The sequence below is a fragment of the Pseudomonas sp. Marseille-Q5115 genome, assembly GCF_916618905.1.
Lineage (GTDB): Bacteria > Pseudomonadota > Gammaproteobacteria > Pseudomonadales > Pseudomonadaceae > Aquipseudomonas > Aquipseudomonas japonica_A.
The window spans coordinates 4,315,865-4,332,696 of sequence record NZ_CAKAKI010000001.1 but is presented as its reverse complement, the minus strand read 5'-3'; the positions used below and the strand labels follow the sequence as shown (position 1 = coordinate 4,332,696).

13 protein-coding genes are annotated in these 16,832 nt (G+C 63.2%); 7 read left to right on the top strand and 6 right to left on the bottom strand.

What is annotated here, in order from left to right; translation table 11 throughout:
• On the top strand, positions 1 to 2,280 hold the full coding sequence (gene ptsP / locus LG385_RS19740) for a phosphoenolpyruvate--protein phosphotransferase (protein ID WP_181113785.1): 2,280 nt from the start codon (positions 1 to 3) through the stop codon (positions 2,278 to 2,280).
• 51 nt (positions 2,281 to 2,331) lie between these two features.
• On the opposite strand, the gene LG385_RS19735 is transcribed toward ptsP, so the two are convergent.
• Positions 2,332 to 3,081 carry an NRDE family protein gene (locus LG385_RS19735; RefSeq protein ID WP_225775595.1) on the bottom strand — a complete coding sequence of 250 codons (750 nt, stop codon included), beginning with the start codon at positions 3,079 to 3,081 and terminating at the stop codon, positions 2,332 to 2,334.
• Between the two features lie 119 nt (positions 3,082 to 3,200).
• Here LG385_RS19735 and LG385_RS19730 point away from each other — a divergent pair, with 119 nt between their 5' ends.
• The 3 genes from LG385_RS19730 to LG385_RS19720 are packed head-to-tail and all read left to right on the top strand — an operon-like array spanning position 3,201 to position 5,820.
• Positions 3,201 to 3,983, top strand: coding sequence for a sulfite exporter TauE/SafE family protein (locus LG385_RS19730; RefSeq protein ID WP_181113781.1), 783 nt, complete (start codon positions 3,201 to 3,203; stop codon positions 3,981 to 3,983).
• 13 nt (positions 3,984 to 3,996) lie between these two features.
• A complete protein-coding gene (lgt, locus tag LG385_RS19725) occupies positions 3,997 to 4,806 on the top strand; it encodes a prolipoprotein diacylglyceryl transferase (RefSeq protein ID WP_225775594.1) in 810 nt (269 codons plus the stop codon).
• A 42-nt stretch (positions 4,807 to 4,848) separates the two neighbouring features.
• Positions 4,849 to 5,820 (top strand): thymidylate synthase, encoded by a 972-nt coding sequence (locus tag LG385_RS19720; RefSeq protein WP_225775593.1) that lies wholly within the window; start codon positions 4,849 to 4,851, stop codon positions 5,818 to 5,820.
• Positions 5,821 to 5,840: 20 nt separating this feature from the next.
• Here the strand turns inward: LG385_RS19720 and cadR are convergent, their stop codons facing one another.
• Positions 5,841 to 6,290 carry a Cd(II)/Pb(II)-responsive transcriptional regulator gene (cadR, locus tag LG385_RS19715; RefSeq protein WP_225775592.1) on the bottom strand — a complete coding sequence of 150 codons (450 nt, stop codon included), beginning with the start codon at positions 6,288 to 6,290 and terminating at the stop codon, positions 5,841 to 5,843.
• Between the two features lie 78 nt (positions 6,291 to 6,368).
• Here cadR and LG385_RS19710 point away from each other — a divergent pair, with 78 nt between their 5' ends.
• Positions 6,369 to 8,648: a heavy metal translocating P-type ATPase gene (locus tag LG385_RS19710; RefSeq protein WP_225775591.1), complete on the top strand. Its 2,280-nt coding sequence runs from the start codon at positions 6,369 to 6,371 to the stop codon at positions 8,646 to 8,648.
• Here LG385_RS19710 and LG385_RS19705 read toward each other — a convergent pair.
• Together LG385_RS19705 and LG385_RS19700 are read right to left on the bottom strand one after the other, a co-directional pair.
• Positions 8,615 to 9,988: a GTPase/DUF3482 domain-containing protein gene (locus LG385_RS19705; protein ID WP_225775590.1), complete on the bottom strand. Its 1,374-nt coding sequence runs from the start codon at positions 9,986 to 9,988 to the stop codon at positions 8,615 to 8,617. The two genes, LG385_RS19710 and LG385_RS19705, sit on opposite strands and share 34 nt — an antisense overlap.
• Complete coding sequence (locus LG385_RS19700; protein WP_225775589.1) at positions 9,981 to 11,351, bottom strand: DUF2868 domain-containing protein; 1,371 nt, start codon at positions 11,349 to 11,351, stop codon at positions 9,981 to 9,983. The genes LG385_RS19705 and LG385_RS19700 overlap by 8 nt, the downstream gene beginning before the upstream one ends.
• An 81-nt stretch (positions 11,352 to 11,432) precedes the next feature.
• Here LG385_RS19700 and LG385_RS19695 point away from each other — a divergent pair, with 81 nt between their 5' ends.
• Positions 11,433 to 11,951 carry a dihydrofolate reductase gene (locus tag LG385_RS19695; RefSeq protein ID WP_225775588.1) on the top strand — a complete coding sequence of 173 codons (519 nt, stop codon included), beginning with the start codon at positions 11,433 to 11,435 and terminating at the stop codon, positions 11,949 to 11,951.
• 39 nt (positions 11,952 to 11,990) lie between these two features.
• Here LG385_RS19695 and ilvD read toward each other — a convergent pair whose 3' ends face one another.
• Entirely contained in the window at positions 11,991 to 13,829 is a 1,839-nt protein-coding gene (gene ilvD, locus LG385_RS19690; protein WP_225775587.1) for a dihydroxy-acid dehydratase, read from the bottom strand.
• 480 nt (positions 13,830 to 14,309) lie between these two features.
• Between ilvD and mgtE the strand changes: the two genes are divergently transcribed.
• On the top strand, positions 14,310 to 15,638 hold the full coding sequence (gene mgtE / locus LG385_RS19685) for a magnesium transporter (RefSeq protein WP_225775586.1): 1,329 nt from the start codon (positions 14,310 to 14,312) through the stop codon (positions 15,636 to 15,638).
• On the opposite strand, the gene LG385_RS19680 is transcribed toward mgtE, so the two are convergent.
• The gene (locus LG385_RS19680) at positions 15,616 to 16,806 is read right to left on the bottom strand and encodes an MFS transporter (protein ID WP_225775585.1); all 1,191 of its coding nucleotides are present in this window, start codon (positions 16,804 to 16,806) and stop codon (positions 15,616 to 15,618) included. The genes mgtE and LG385_RS19680 overlap by 23 nt on opposite strands.
• Positions 16,807 to 16,832 lie beyond the last annotated feature (26 nt).

Below are 16,832 nucleotides of genomic sequence, written 5' to 3'. Positions count from 1 at the left end.
ATGCTCAATACGCTGCGCAAGATCGTCCAGGAAGTCAACTCCGCCAAGGATCTGAAAACGGCGTTGGGGATCATCGTCATCCGCGTACAGGAGGCGATGAGCAGCCAGGTATGCTCGGTGTACCTGCTCGATCCCGAAACCAATCGCTTCGTGCTGATGGCGACCGAGGGCCTGAACAAGCGCTCCATCGGCCGTGTCAGCATGGCACCCAACGAAGGCCTGGTAGGCCTTGTGGGTACCCGTGAAGAACCCCTGAACCTCGAAAACGCCGCAGATCACCCCCGGTACCGCTATTTCGCCGAAACCGGCGAGGAGCGCTATGCCTCCTTCCTCGGCGCGCCGATCATCCACCACCGCCGCGTAGTCGGCGTACTGGTCATACAGCAGAAGGAGCGCCGGCAATTCGACGAGGGCGAAGAAGCCTTCCTCGTGACCATGAGCGCGCAGTTGGCCGGCGTTATCGCCCATGCCGAGGCTACCGGCTCCATCCGTGGGCTGGGGCGCCAGGGCAAGGGTACCCAGGAGGCACGCTTCGTGGGTGTGCCCGGTTCGCCCGGCGCGGCCGTGGGCACCGCGGTTGTGGTGCTGCCGCCAGCGGACCTGGAGGTGGTTCCGGACCGCACGGTGACCGACGTGGACGCCGAAATGCAGTTGTTCGAGACGGCCCTTGAAGGCGTGCGCAACGACATGCGCACCCTCTCGGCGAAGCTCGCAACCCAACTGCGGCCAGAGGAGCGCGCCCTCTTCGATGTGTACCTGATGATGCTCGACGATGCCTCCCTGGGCAGCGAAGTGCGTAACGTCATCAAGACCGGCCAGTGGGCACAAGGTGCTCTGCGGCAGGTGGTCAGCGAACACGTGAACCGTTTCGAGCTGATGGACGACGCCTATCTGCGTGAGCGCGCTGCAGACGTGAAAGACCTGGGCCGACGCTTGCTTGCCTACCTTCAGCAGGCCCGTCAGCAAACGCTGGTGTATCCGGATAACACCATTCTGGTCAGCGAAGAGCTGTCCCCGGCGATGCTGGGCGAAGTCCCGGAAGGCAAGCTGGTCGGGTTGATCTCCGTCATGGGCTCGGGCAACTCCCATGTGGCGATCCTGGCGCGCGCCATGGGCATCCCTACCGTGATGGGCCTGGTGGATCTGCCGTATTCGAAGGTCGACGGCATTCAGATGATCGTCGACGGCTACCACGGCGAGGTCTTCACCAACCCCAGCGAGATCCTCACCAAGCAATACGCCGCAGTGGTGGAAGAAGAGCGGGAACTGGCCAAGGGCCTGGACGCGCTACGCGAACTGCCTTGCGTAACCCTCGACGGCCACCGCATGCCGCTTTGGGTGAACACCGGGCTGCTGGCCGATGTTGCCCGTGCCCAGCAGCGAGGCGCCGAAGGTGTTGGGCTGTACCGCACCGAAGTGCCGTTCATGATCAACCAGCGCTTTCCGTCCGAAAAAGAGCAGCTGGCCATTTACCGTGAGCAACTGGCGGCCTTCCACCCGTTGCCGGTCACCATGCGCAGCCTGGACATCGGTGGCGACAAGTCCCTGAGCTACTTCCCCATCAAGGAAGAGAACCCCTTCCTGGGCTGGCGCGGCATTCGCGTAACCCTGGACCACCCGGAGATTTTCCTGGTGCAGGCCCGGGCGATGCTCAAGGCCAGCGAGGGGCTGAATAACCTGCGCATTCTCTTGCCGATGATTTCGGGTACCCATGAGCTTGAAGAAGCTTTGCACCTGCTGCACCGGGCCTGGGGCGAGGTGCGCGACGAAGGTACCGATGTGCCTATGCCGCCCATCGGTGTAATGGTCGAAATCCCGGCGGCGGTCTACCAGACCCGCGACCTGGCCCGGCAGGTAGACTTTTTGTCGGTTGGCTCCAACGACCTTACCCAGTACCTGCTGGCTGTGGACCGTAACAACCCGCGGGTGGCCGACCTCTACGACTACCTGCATCCGGCGGTACTACAGGCCCTGCAACACGTGGTCACCGAGGCGCACGCCGAGGGCAAGCCTGTGAGCATCTGCGGCGAAATGGCCGGTGACCCCGCTGCGGCCGTTCTGCTGATGGCCATGGGCTTTGACAGTTTGTCGATGAACGCCACCAACCTGCCGAAAGTGAAGTGGATGCTGCGCCAGGTGAGCCATGAGAAATCGTGCGAACTACTGGCGCAGTTGATGAAGATCGACAACCCGCAGCTGGTGCACAGCACCTTACAGTTGGCGCTGAAGAATCAGGGCCTGGCCCGGATGATCAACCCGGCCGCCCCAAAAAGCCTGTAGCTGACGGCAGCCGGGCCGGTGATCGGCCTGGCCCAGACCCTATTGGAGGGGCTATCGCGGCACCTCGATCGCGACTTCGCCCAAATGCCCGCCGCCTGGCCCGAAACTTCGTTCCACTACTTCCCGACGCCCATCTGCGTGTGCGATCACGACGGTGCTCGCCCGGGTGCCATAGCTGGGGCTGGCGATGAATATGCTCGACAGCAATCGCTCGGTCGCCAGGCCCACGCCGGTCTCGGGAAGCTCGGCGTCGTGAGCGGGGGCGGGGTCGGCAAGCGCTTCGAGCAGGGCGCTTGAAGGGCCGTCGAGCTGAGCGGCAAAGGCCTTGCGGGCTTTCATAAGCTTGGGCCACGGCGTGTTCAGTGCTGCATTGGATAGCCCATACACACCCTCTGCAAGCGCTTCGGGCACCGTGCTCTCGCTGTTCAGGTAATAGAGCTGCTGGCCATCTCCGAGTAGCAGATTGAAGCCGGCGTACTCCCGGGCGCGGCTGCATACCGCTCGGGCGTAGGCATCCAGGGATTGTTCCCCGGTCAAGTAGGCTGCGCACAGGTCGCCCCGGGAGCGCTTGCCGGGCATGGCACCGCCCTTGCGGATGTTCGTTACCGCGGCGAATCGCCCGCCAGGCCCCAGGCCCAGCCAGGTGCCTCTCGCCTCCAGATCTCTTCCTGCGAATACTCCCGGTGCGTCAGCCCACTGGGCCAGTGGCGCGGTAGGGCGGGCATAGAACTCGTCCCGGTTGGCAGCAACGACAAGCGGGCGCTCGTGGCCAGGCCGCCACGCAAATACAATCAGGCACATAGGGCGAAGGGTCCTCTTTTTCTGAAACTGTACACGCCAACGAAGGTTCGCTTCCATCGCGATAGCTGGAGCCGGCAGGGGTGATCCGGTACCATGCGCCCTCGCTCGAGGGAACTCACATGGAATATGCGCTCTACCTGGCCCTGGGGGCTTGTGCCGGTGTGCTGGCGGGCCTGTTCGGCGTAGGCGGCGGTATCATCATCGTGCCAGTGCTGGTGTTCAGTTTCGGCCTGCAGGGCTTTTCGCCCGATGTGCTGACACACCTGGCGGTAGGTACCTCGCTGGCAACCATCGTCTTTACCTCGTTCAATGCCATCCGTGCTCATCACAAGCGTGGCGCGGTGCGATGGCCCATCTTCGCGTGGATGGCCCTCGGCATTATCCTCGGTAGTGTGCTGGGTGCGAAAACCGCCTCGCTGATCCAGGGCCCGCACTTGCAGAAGATCATCGGCGTGTTCGCGCTGCTGGTGAGCCTGCAGATGGCGATCGACTACAAGCCGAAAGCCAGCCGAGAGGTCCCCGGCAAGGCCGGGCTTACCGTGGCGGGTGTGGTGATCGGTTGGGCGTCGGCGATTTTCGGCATCGGCGGCGGCTCGCTGACGGTGCCCTTCCTCAGTTGGCGCAGTGTGCCCATGCAACAGGCAGTGGCTACCTCGTCGGCCTGCGGCTTGCCGATCGCGCTTTCGGGTGCACTAAGTTTCATCTTGCTGGGCTGGCACGATCCTTTGCTGCCAGCGCATAGTTTCGGGTTCGTTTATGTGCCGGCACTTGTGGGCATTGCCATCACCAGCATGCTGTTCGCCCGTTTCGGCGCGGCGCTGGCGCATCGGCTTTCACCGCGGTTGCTCAAGCGGCTGTTTGCCCTGCTGCTGTTCAGTGTCGGCCTGAGTTTTCTGCTTTGATCGAGGAATAAAGATGCTGCCTTACCCGCAGATAGATCCCGTTGCCCTTAGCCTGGGGCCGCTGAAGATTCACTGGTACGGCTTGATGTACCTGGTGGGCATTGGCAGCGCGTGGCTGCTGGCGCCGCGCCGGATGAGCCGGTTCGACCCTACCTGGAGCCGCGAAAAACTCTCGGACCTGGTGTTCTGGGTCGCGATGGGCGTGATACTCGGTGGCAGGCTGGGTTATGTGTTGTTCTATGACCTGCCTGCCTACATCGCCCATCCCGCGCTCATCTTCGAAGTGTGGAAAGGCGGTATGTCCTTCCACGGCGGCTTGATCGGGGTGATGCTGTCTACCTGGTGGTTCGGCAAGCGCAACAACAAGACCTTCTTCCAGTTGATGGATTTCATCGCCCCGTTCGTGCCGTTGGGCCTGGGCGCCGGGCGCATTGGTAACTTTATCAATGCCGAGCTGTGGGGCAAGCCGACCGACGTGCCTTGGGCCATGATTTTCCCGCCGTTCAGCGACCCCGCCCAGCTGCCGCGCCATCCGTCGCAGCTCTACCAGTTCGCGCTGGAAGGTGTGGCGCTGTTCGTTATCCTGTGGCTTTACTCAAGCAAGCCGCGCCCGACCATGGCCGTCTCGGGCATGTTCGCGCTGTGCTACGGCATTTTCCGATTCCTGGTGGAGTTCGTCCGCGTACCGGACGCCCAGCTCGGCTACCTGGCCTTCGGCTGGCTGACCATGGGGCAAGTGCTGTGCCTGCCCATGATCATCGGCGGCGCGGCCCTGATCTGGTACGCCTACCACCGCGATGCTGCCCCGCGGCAGACCGCCTAATTTTGCTGGCGGGGCTTGGGCCCCGCCTGATTCAGGATACTCATGAAGCAATATCTCGATCTCGTCGCCCAGGTGATTCAGCAGGGCACTCGCCAGGCCAACCGCACGGGCGTGGACACCATCAGCCTGCCCGGGGCCATGCTGAAGTTCGACCTCAAGAACGGTTTTCCAGCCATTACCACTCGCAAACTGGCGTTCAAGTCGGCAGTGGGCGAAATGGTGGGGTTCCTTCGAGGTGCCAATAGCGCGGCGGATTTCCGTGCCCTTGGGTGCAAGGTGTGGGACCAGAACGCAAACGAGAACAGCCAGTGGCTGAATAACCCCTTCCGCCAGGGCACCGATGACCTGGGCGAAATCTACGGGGTGCAGTGGCGTAAATGGCCGGCCTACAAGCGGGTGCCCCTGAGCAACGGCGCCGCTATCGAGGCCTGCCTGGCCCAGGGTTATCGCAGCATTGCCGAGGATCAGGAAGGCGGCGAAGCCTTTGTGGTGTTGTACAAGGCCATCGATCAGGTTCGCCAGTGCCTGGACACCATCGTGAACGACCCGGGAAGCCGGCGCATTCTGTTCCATGGCTGGAACTGCGCCCAGCTCGACGAAATGGCCCTGCCGCCGTGCCACTTGCTGTATCAGTTCCACCCCAATGCCCAAACCCGTGAGCTGTCCCTTACGCTTTATATCCGCTCGAACGACCTTGGCCTGGGCACGCCCTTCAACATTACCGAAGGCGCTGCCATGCTGTCGCTGTTCGGCCGCCTCACCGGCTACACCCCGCGCTGGCTGACCTACTTCGTAGGCGATGCCCACGTGTACGTGAACCACCTGGACATGCTCAACGAACAGATGCGCCGCGAGCCCTTGCCCGCGCCGAAGCTGGTCATTTCCGACCGCGTACCCGCCTTCGCCGACACGGGCGTGTATGCGCCGCAATGGCTGGAGAAGATCGAACCGAGCGATTTTTCACTCGAAGGGTACGAGCACCACTCGCCGCTTACGGCGCCGATGGCGGTGTGAAATCCGGATCTTGGGGTACCTCAATGCCCATGACTACGCCCCACATGGCTCGCTTCCGCTGTCGGCAATTCAACCGCGCCGTTCACTTCCAGCCGTTCAAGAATGCCGCAGTGTGAAGTTGTATCGCTGGCGTTGCAGCGTTCGCGCAGGGCAATCAGTTGGGCTTCAAGCGCGAGCAGTCCGTCGATACGGGCTCGTACATGCGCGATGTGCTCATCTACAAGCGCATTAACGCTGGCACAGGGCGCAGTGGCGTTGTCACGCAGGGCGAGGAGGGCGCGGATTTCGTCGAGCGTCATGTCGAGCGTGCGGCAATTGCGTATGAACGTCAGCCGCTCCACATGGGCGTGGGTGTACTCCCGGTAGTTGCCTTCGGTACGTGAAGGTGCGGGCAGCAGGTTCTCCCGTTCGTAGTACCGGATAGTCTCCACCTGGCAGTCGGTGGCCTTGGCTAACGCGCCGATCTTCATGCTGATCTCCCAACAGTGCTTGACCCTATAGTGGCTACAGGGTGTTGACTAAGCAATAGTCAATATCTGGAGCCGACCATGGACCGTAGTACCGAGCCGCTGCGCGACGCTGCCCACCCCGCGACCTCGCCGTGCACCCATACGGCGGGGCACGACCATGGTCACCACGATCACCACCCCGATCACGCAGGTCCACGGGAAAGCCATGTGAGCTTTGATGGCGCAGGGGAAGGGGCGTGGAGCCGTTTTCGCATCGAGGCCATGGACTGCCCTACCGAGCAAACGCTGTTGCAGAAGCGCCTGGGCACGGTCGCTGGTGTGCACGGGCTCGAATTCAACTTGATCAACAGGGTGCTGGGCGTGCGCCATTCCCTGCCGGATACGGGGCCAATCGAGGCGGCGATCGCCGAGACAGGCATGACTGCCGTTCCTCTTGCACAAGCTCAGGCAGAAGAGGCGCACACCCCTGCCCCCAGCAAGCGCGGCCGCATCACGCTAGTCGCGGGGCTGGTTGCCGCCGCCGCGGCTGAACTGTGCCACTTGTACCAGGTAGGGCCGCCATGGCTGGTGATTGTGCTGGCATTGCTCGCCATCTGCACCAGTGGCCTTGGCACGTACCGCAAGGGCTGGATCGCACTGCGCCAGCTGAACCTGAACATCAATGCGTTGATGAGCATTGCCGTAACCGGTGCCGCGCTCATTGGGCAATGGCCCGAAGCAGCCATGGTCATGGTGTTGTTCGCCGTCGCCGAGCGTATCGAAGCACGCTCTCTGGAGCGAGCTCGCAACGCGATTGGCGCGCTGATGCAATTGGCCCCTGCCACCGCCACGGTGCGAGAGGCCGACGGTCAATGGCGCCCACGTGAAGTAGCGCAAATCCAGATTGGCAGCCTGCTGCGTGCTCGTCCCGGGGAGCGTATCGCCCTGGATGGCGAAGTCACGGCGGGGCGCTCGACAGTGAACCAGGCGCCCATCACTGGTGAGAGCCTGCCTGTGGATAAAATCATCGGGGATACGCTATTCGCCGGCACGGTCAATCAAGAAGGGGAGCTTGAGTATCGCGCAACTAAAGTTGCGAGCGACTCGACACTCAGCCGTATCTTGCGGGTTGTGGAGCAGGCCCAGGGCAGCCGTGCGCCAACGCAGCGTTTCGTCGACCGGTTTTCGCGCATCTACACCCCCGCAGTGATCGTGCTGGCCTGCGTCACAGGGCTGGTTCCGCCTTTGCTTGGGCTTGGCACGTGGCTGGAGTGGGCATACCGGGCGCTGGTGTTGCTGGTGGTCGCATGCCCCTGTGCGTTGGTTATATCCACGCCAGTCACTTTGGTCAGCGGGCTCGCTGCGGCAGCACGGCGGGGGATTCTGGTAAAGGGTGGCGCCTACCTGGAAATGGCTCACAGCCTTGAATGGCTGGCACTTGATAAAACCGGCACCCTTACCCGGGGCCTTCCAGAACTTACGGACGTTCTGCCCTTGCATGGCGATCCATCGCATCTCAAGGCTATTGCGGCAAGCCTGGCCTCGAGGTCCGACCATCCGGTATCGAAGGCACTGGCGGTTGGCCTTGGAAATATCGGGGAAAGCGAGGTTGCTGAGTTCGAGGCTTTGCCCGGGCGGGGCAGCCGAGGGCGGGTAGACGACACGTTGTACACCTTGGGCAATCACCGGCTGGTTGAAGAGCAAGGGCTGTGTGATGAAGCGCTTGAGATCACCTTGGCCGGACTGGAGCAGCAAGGCAAAAGCGTTGTAGTGCTGTGCGATGCCAGACAACCCCTGGCCGTGTTCGCGGTTGCCGATACATTGCGCGGCACCAGCGCCGCGGCCATTACGCGCCTGCACGATCTGGGTGTGAAAACACTCATGCTCAGTGGGGACAACCAGGCAGCGGCTGCAGCGATCGCGGCTCAGGTTGGCATCGATGAGGCGCGTGGCAACTTGCTGCCCGAGGACAAGCTGCAGGCCATCGAAGCCCTCGCCAGCAAGGGCCACGTGGTGGGCATGGTGGGCGACGGTATCAATGACGCGCCGGCGCTGGCCCGTGCGCACATTGGTTTCGCCATGGGGGCGGCCGGCTCACATACGGCAATCGAGACCGCCGACGTGGCCCTGATGGACGATGATTTGCGCAAGGTTGGCGAATTCATCGCCTTGTCGCGGCGCACACGGCGGCTGTTGATCCAGAACATCGCACTGGCGCTCGGAATCAAGGCCGTGTTCCTGGCCCTTACCTTCCTGGGCATGGCAACGCTGTGGATGGCGGTATTCGCCGACATGGGCGTAAGCCTTTTGGTAGTGTTCAACGGCCTGCGGCTGCTAAGGCCCAATCAGAGTGCATCCGCCAACTCGGCTACCGCATGATCCCGCTCTGCCTGGCTCGATGCACCTCGCTTGTTGCGCAGGGCCGGGTTCAAGCTGGACCACTCCGGATGTGCGCGGGCTCGCTTGAGCGCGGCGGGCAGGCGGCCCTGACGCCAGTGTTGCGGGTCCTGATCCGGTAGCTGCAACTGTTCCCGAGCCGCATGGCCGCGACGGGCAAGCGCCAATAGCAGCGCATGCTGGCGAAGCGCAAGCAGCCGCAGCACCGGGTCGTCCACACTAAGTACCTGCTCGCCTCGCCATTTGCCTATCAGGCGGCCCCCGTAGCCTCTTGCCGTTTGCACCGCCCCGCCGGCAATAGCGCCGGCCAGAGCGGCAAGGCCCAGGGTCATGCCGCCGGCCATCAGGTCTACCCCTGCACCCGCCGCGGCGCCTGCCGCCATTCCGCCGCCCAGCTTGATACCCAGCTGGCGCAGCGTTTCGGGGTTGAACAAGTCATCACCCCAGCGGCCGTCCAGCAATGGCAGGCTTGCGGCAGCCGCATCCTGCGCGCGGAAGCCGAACAGTTTCAGCAGGGCGACGACGCACACCTGTTCTCGATCGCGCACCTGCTGGCGAAGCGCTTCGATTTCCGGTTCTTGATTATCGGGCGGCACCAACCGACGGGCCGCCGCGCAATCGACCAGCAGGTCTGCGACCAACGTACGCCCGGCCTTCAGTCGCCGTGCATGTTGGGCCTGGAGGTCGGCTACAAGGCGCTCCAGTGCGGGCCGTGCTCGCTCGATCAGCAATGCCAGGCTCTCATACAGGCGCTGCTCACCGTCGTCTGGCGGCGCCACGCTATCAAACGCCACCTGGGCATGTAGGCCGAGCCGGGCAAGGGCAACCTGCCAGTCATCGCGGCGCGCATTGGGCGCACTGACGAAATTGAGCACGGGAAGCAGCGGTTTTCCGCAACTGGCGAGGATCTGTAGTTCGTCCCGGTATTTGGCCAGGATAGGCTCACGAGCATCGATCACATACAGGCCGGCATCCGAGGCGCTGAGCTGCCGTACAACCTTTGCCTCCTGCTCGAAGCGTTGGCGTGCCTCGGCCGAACCCAGAAAGGCTTCGATACGCCCGGGCCCATCAAGCCGGACAATCCCGCCCCCCAGGCGCTCCAGGTATTCAAGCAGGGCCACGGCATCTTCCAGGCCGGGTGTGTCGTACAGCTCCATCAGGGCTTCGCCGTTCACCGACAGGCGTGCCCCTTCCACATGGCGGGTGGTGCCGGGGCGGTCGGAGACTTCGCCGAACGCCACATCGCGGGTAAGCGTGCGCAGCAGGGACGTTTTACCGACATTCGTGTGCCCTACCACGGCAAGCTTCAATGGATCAGGCATCGGCAGGCTCCAGCCAGCCAGACGGGAAACTGAGCTCCCCTGGCAATTTCAGATCATCCAGTGCTTCTTGCCACGCGGCCAACCGTGAGGGGCTGCACGCCTCGCCCGAGGGTGGGGGCATCAACCACACGCGGGTCTCGTGGGCGTTGCGCGCCAGTTCAGAAAGCAAAGCCCGCGTGCCCCGGTCAGGTGAACGGCGGGGGTCGCACACCAGGAGCAAGCGCTCTGCCGGTTGTGCGGCCAACGCCTCTAGCAGACGCTGCCGGGATTCCCTGTCATCAAGAATGCCCGCATCGCGCATGAGGGTTCCCGCCACAGGAGGCCAAGGCAAATCGCCATCCAGTTCGATGCCGGCTATCACGCTACCGCTGCCCAGGCTTACCTGCATTGGAGCCGCCGCCACCCAGCCGGGCTCGGCTGGCAGGTCGGTCACGCCCAGCGGCTCGGCAGAGGGCATCAACCGTTCCCGCAAGGTCAGCGCCTCCGGAGTGTCGAGCTCAGGCGCCAGGCGTGCCACACCTCGTCGCCAGCACACCCAGCAGGTGAGCCCTAGGAGTGCACGCGGCAGCAGGCCGTAACAAATGACCACACCCATCAACCATCCTGCCCAGACCTGTCGGGCGCCATCGAAGCCGGCCGGGCCGTTGCCGCTAGCGCGAACGAGTTCAGGGTCGGGCACGGGAAAGCCCAACCAGGCTGGCAGGCTTCCAAACATCACGGTCAGGCTCACGAAGGCATCGCTGTGCAGCAACGTGGTTTCCCATACGAAATCGTAGCGGCGCGCGGCAAACATCAGCATGAGTGTCATCAACGTGGCCAGCATGCAAACGGCCCATAGCCCATTGATCACTGCGCCGAACAACCAGCGGTTCAGCCGACCACGGTGCAGCAACACCAGCAATGCGCCCCCCAGATGGGCCGCCTTGGCGTCGCGCGCAAGGCGCTGGGTAATGCTCAGCCAGGCGCGGCCCAGCCAGGAACCCTGATCGCCCCCGGCTACCAGACCCAGCAACCAACCTGCCAACAGCAGCACGTTCAGCCCCAGCAGGCTTCCCGTTGCCCAGAAAACGTTGACCGGGCGGGGCGCGCCAGCAAGGGCCGCGCCTGCCATACCAGTGCCGCTGATTACTGCCAGTACGGCAAGGGCCAGTAAGCCTAGCCGTGCGCCCTGTTTCCAATGTTTCAAGGCACTCACCAAGCCGTCGCGCTCGGCCAGCCAAAGGGCGCGCGCCTGCCAACGGCTGGGGAAATCCGCGCCGGCCTGGCGAGCCTGGCGGTTGGCTTCGCTGTCCTCCAGTGGGCCGGTTTCCCGCTCGCGCAGGCTGATGGCCTCGGCCAGCCAAAGGGTGTCCAGTGTATTCACGCACACTCCTGTGAAAGGTTAGAGGCTGAGCATACCCCACCGTGGCTGCCGGAGCCGCATCGCTCTGCTATCCTCGCCGGCATGAAAAAGACCCTTACCCTGAGCCTGATTGCCGCCCATGCCGAGAATGGCGTGATCGGTATCGAAAACCGCATGCCCTGGCACTTGCCTGGGGATTTCCGCTATTTCAAGGCGACCACCTTGGGCAAACCCATCATCATGGGCCGTAAAACCTGGGACTCGCTTGGCCGTCCATTGCCTGGCCGCTTGAGCCTGGTGGTCAGCCGACAACCTGGGCTGGCCCTCGAAGGCGCCGAGGTGTTTGCCTCCCTGGAAGCGGCCATTGCCCGGGCGGAATCCTGGGCGAAAGAACAAGGGGGAGACGAGGTGATGCTTATCGGCGGTGCCCAGCTCTATGCGCTGGGGCTGCCATTCGCGGACCGCCTGTACCTGACCCGGGTCGCAGCCTCGCCCAACGGGGACGCATATTTCCCCTCGTTCGATCAAGCCGGGTGGGTGAAGGTTTCGGATGTGAGCAATCCGGCTGAAGGCGAAGCGCCAGCCTATAGCTTCGAAGTATGGGAACGGGCGGGGAGCTGATCAGGGCGCGGCGAGTGCCGGCCCTGATTGACGCGGGTGTCAGCCGTCGAGCAATGCCTTGTCGCGAACGGCGCCCTTGTCGGCACTGGTGGCCAGCAATGCGTAGGCCTTTAGTGCGGTAGTCACCTTGCGTGGGCGAACTTCAGCAGGCTTCCAGCCTTTCTCTTCCTGATCGGTACGCCGCGCGGCCAGCTCGGCGTCGTCCACCAGCAGGTTGATGCTGCGGTTGGGGATGTCGATCAGTACCTTGTCGCCGTCCCGTGCCAAGGCAATGGTGCCCCCGGCGGCAGCTTCAGGCGAGGCGTGACCGATGGAAAGGCCCGAGGTACCTCCCGAGAAGCGGCCATCGGTGAGCAGGGCGCAAGCCTTGCCCAGCCCCTTGGACTTCAAGTACGACGTGGGGTACAGCATTTCCTGCATGCCCGGGCCACCTTTGGGGCCTTCGTAGCGAATGATCACCACGTCCCCGGCACTGACTTCGTCATTCAAGATGCCACGTACCGCGCTGTCCTGGCTTTCGAAGATCTTCGCCCGCCCTTCGAAGCGATGGATGGACTCGTCCACGCCCGCGGTTTTCACCACGCAGCCGTCCAGGGCCAGGTTGCCGTAGAGTACCGCCAGGCCGCCTTCCAGTGAGAACGCGTGGTCGAGGCTGCGAATACAACCTTCTGCACGGTCATCGTCGAGCGTTTCCCAGCGGGTGCTCTGGCTGAACGCTACCTGGGTAGGAATGCCCGCAGGGCCGGCACGGTAGAACTCCCGCACGGCTTCGTCGGTGGTGAGGGTAATGTCCCACTGCGCGATGGCGTCGGCCATGGTGCGGCTGTGCACCGTCGGTACATCGGTATGCAGCAGTTCGGCGCGCGCCAGCTCGCCAAGGATCCCGAAAATGCCGCCTGCGCGGTGCACATCTTCCATGTGGTACTTGGGGGTGTTGGGCGCCACCTTGCACAGCTGCGGTACCTTGCGTGACAACCGGTCGATGTCGCGCAGGTCGAAGTGCAACTCGGCTTCCTGAGCCGCCGCCAGCAGGTGAAGGATGGTGTTGGTGGAGCCGCCCATGGCGATGTCCAGGGTCATCGCGTTTTCGAAGGCCTTGAACGAGGCAATGTTGCGAGGCAGCACTGACTCATCGTTGTCGTGGTAATACCGCTTGGTGATCTCCACGATGGTGCGGCCGGCGCGCAGGAACAATTGCTCCCGGTCGGAGTGGGTTGCCAACACCGAGCCGTTACCGGGCAACGCCAGGCCCAGGGCTTCGGTAAGGCAGTTCATGGAGTTGGCGGTGAACATCCCCGAGCAGGAGCCGCAGGTAGGGCAGGCACTGCGCTCGTATTCGGCAACCTTTTCATCCGAGGCAGAGCTGTCGGCGGCGATCACCATGGCGTCGACCAGGTCAAGGCCGTGGCTTGCCAGTTTGGTCTTGCCGGCTTCCATCGGCCCGCCGGAGACGAACACCACCGGGATGTTCAGGCGCAGGGCAGCCATCAACATGCCGGGGGTGATCTTGTCGCAGTTGGAGATGCAGACGATCGCATCGGCGCAATGCGCATTGACCATGTATTCCACGGAGTCGGCAATGATCTCGCGGCTGGGCAGCGAATAGAGCATGCCGTCATGGCCCATCGCAATGCCGTCATCCACGGCAATGGTGTTGAATTCCTTTGCCACGCCGCCGGCGCGCTCGATTTCCCGTGCAACCAGCTGGCCCAGGTCCTTGAGGTGCACGTGGCCAGGCACGAACTGGGTAAAGGAGTTGGCGATGGCGATGATCGGCTTTTTAAAGTCGTCGTCCTTCATCCCCGTAGCGCGCCAGAGGGCGCGGGCACCGGCCATGTTGCGGCCATGTGTGGATGTTTTCGAGCGATAGTCAGGCATGGAGCACTCCGGGCGGCAAATCAGGTTTCAGAAGGATCGAGCCTTGTGCGGTTCCGGGCGAGGCGGCCGTTGGGCTGGCCTTCGCGGAAGTGACCATCGGCTTCGCGGGATCGCCGCAAGCTCAGGCCTGGCTCATAAACCCGCCGGGGGATGTTGGCGATGGATAGTCCGATTCTACACCGCTGGCGCGATGATGGAACCGGATAGCTGACAGCGGGCGTGATCCTCCAAAAGAGGAAAACAAGCGTAGGACGTTTCTGAGAAACGTTTCAGCAACCCACCGATGGGTGGCCTTCCCGTCATTCGTTTTCTACTATGCCGCCGCCGCATATGCGGTGAACCGAGACCTGCATGAATGGACCCTTCCAGTTCATTGACCTTCAATTGCTCGACACAGGCGTGCTACCGCCTGGTCCGGTGAGCCGAGCGGCATAGTGCCGCGCGTTCTCCGGCCTGCGGCTGCACGCCCGGAGAACTGTCATGACCGATACCGTATTCCCAACTGCCCAGGCCCTTGGCCATCCCGGCGATGCTGTTGCTGCCAAAGCCCAGCTTGCGGCGGATATTGCCCGCTACCTAGCCCTCATGACACCCACCGCCGCGGTTGAAAGCCTTGGCCAGGTGGACCTCGCCAAGCGTGCGGAGGTGTTTGGCTACCTGCCGCTGGCGCGCCAGGTGGCGCTCACCGCGCTGATGCCCAGGGCACAGCTGGCGCAATTGATGAGGGCCATGTCCGCCGACGAGCGGGCCGACCTCTTCAAGCGGCTCGGCGAAGGCATGCGACTTCCGCTGCTGGCTGCCCTTGCCCAAGCCGAGCGGGACGATCTGCTCAGGCTATGTGCCCACGAGGAGGGTACAGCCGGGGCTATCATGACCAGCGACTACTGCACCGTGGACGCCTGCATGAGCGTAACCGAGGCCATCACCTCGCTTCGCGAGAGCGCTCCCGATGCCGAAACGATCTATCAGGCCTATGTGGTCGATGCGCAGCGGCGCCTTGTGGGCGTACTGTCGCTTCGCGACCTGGTGCTCGCCAATCCCGAAGCCCGGGTTGCCGATCTCGCCCAGCGGCAGGTCGTCAGCGCCTGGGTCGATACCCCTCAGGAACAGGCCGCCCGGCTGATCAGCGACTATGACCTGCTGGCCCTGCCAGTGCTCAATCACGACAAGGAGCTGGTGGGGATCGTTACCTGTGACGACGCCATGGATGTGATGGTGGTGGAAGCCACCGACGACTTCCACAAGGGCGCTTCCATTGTGACCCGCATTGGTAACCTGCGTGACGCTACAGTTGGGCTGCTGTACCGCAAGCGGGTGCTTTGGCTGGTTCTGCTGGTCTTCGGCAACCTGTTCTCGGGCGCGGGGATCGCAGCCTTCGAGGACGTGATCGCGGCGCATATCGCCCTGGTGTTCTTCCTTCCACTGCTGGTGGACAGCGGCGGCAATGCTGGCGCCCAGTCGGCGACCCTGATGGTGCGTGCTCTTGCAACGGGGGAGGTGGTGCTCCGGGACTGGGTCAAGCTACTCGGGCGTGAATGCATGGTTGCCCTTGCGCTGGGCCTCACCATGGCCGCAGCGGTCGCGTTGCTCGGTGCAATGCGCGGCGGCCCTGCTATCGCCCTGATCGTTGCCTCCAGCATGGTGCTGATCGTGATACTGGGCAGCGTAATTGGTATGAGCCTGCCGTTTTTGCTCAGCCGCTTCCGGCTCGACCCCGCCACGGCCAGCGGGCCTTTGATCACCTCCATTGCGGACGCCGCCGGTGTGATGGTGTATTTCGCGATCGCTACTCAAGTGCTGGAGCTGTAGCGGCACCAACTGCGGGGGTTGGCTGCATTGCCGCCGCCCGGCACAGTGCGAAGCCTAGCCCGCTGATCACAAGCCAGGTGGTGGGCAACACCCACCTGGCTTCGGTGGCGCTCAGGCCGAGCAGAAAGCTGATAGCCCCACCACCCATGAACGTCATTGCATTCAAACCCGCTGCGGCACTCCCTGCGCGGCCGGGGATGGCATTCATGGCCAACGTGGTTGCGGCGGGGCGCATCAAGGTTACGCCGCAGGTCATCAGGCAGGCTCCGCCCAGCAGGCTCGCACTGGTAATACCGGTAAACATATGAGCCGCGCCCATGGCGCCTCCGCCTACCGCAATCAGCGCCAGCCCAAGGCGGATCTGGGTAAATTCCATGGCCCGCCGTGCGACAGTTGCCGCGAGCATGCCACCGAGCAGGTAGGCAGCGCCGTAGCACAGCATGATCAGCCCGTAGCGGTTGGCAGGGGTCTGGAGCAGTTCCAGAAAGACCACTGGAGACAACACGATGAAACTGAAATGGGCGACAAAGCCAAGCATGGTGATGGCCGCGGCACAGCTGAAACGCACCGGGTTGGCAGGCGTTGAGTCGACATTGGTGCTGAAGTTGTGACGTTTGCCGCTGCTCGGCAACGCCTTGGCCGCCAGCAGCATGGCCAGGCTTGCGAGCAGTGCAAATACCCAAAAGCTTCCCTGCCATCCGGCGTGGGTTTGTAGAAATACCCCAAACAATGGCGAGATCGAAATGAACACACCGCCGGCAGTGCTGAGCCAGATCCGCTGGCGCGTTCGCTGCTCGGCGTCGAACAAATCCTGTACCAGGGCATGCGCCAGCACGAAACCGCCGCAGCCGATGGCCTGTATGGCGCGCCAGGCATGGAAGGCTGTAGCGGTTTGAGCGTAGGTACACCCGATCGAGCCTGCGATCGCTACCACGAGGCTGGCCAGTAGCAACGGTTTGCGGCCGTACCGGTCCGAAGCCCGGCCGATTACCAGTTGAGCGAGTGCCACCAGCACTGTCAGCAAGCCGATGCTGGCAGTGATCGACTGCGTTTGTGTACCCAGGTGCCGGGCCAGCGCAGGTATGGAGGGCAGGATGACGTCTATGGGAAAGACGCCAAGCATGGTCATCAGTAACAGCAGTATGAAAACAGGCTTGATCGCCGCCATAAGGCTCTCGCTATTTCCGAAGCAGG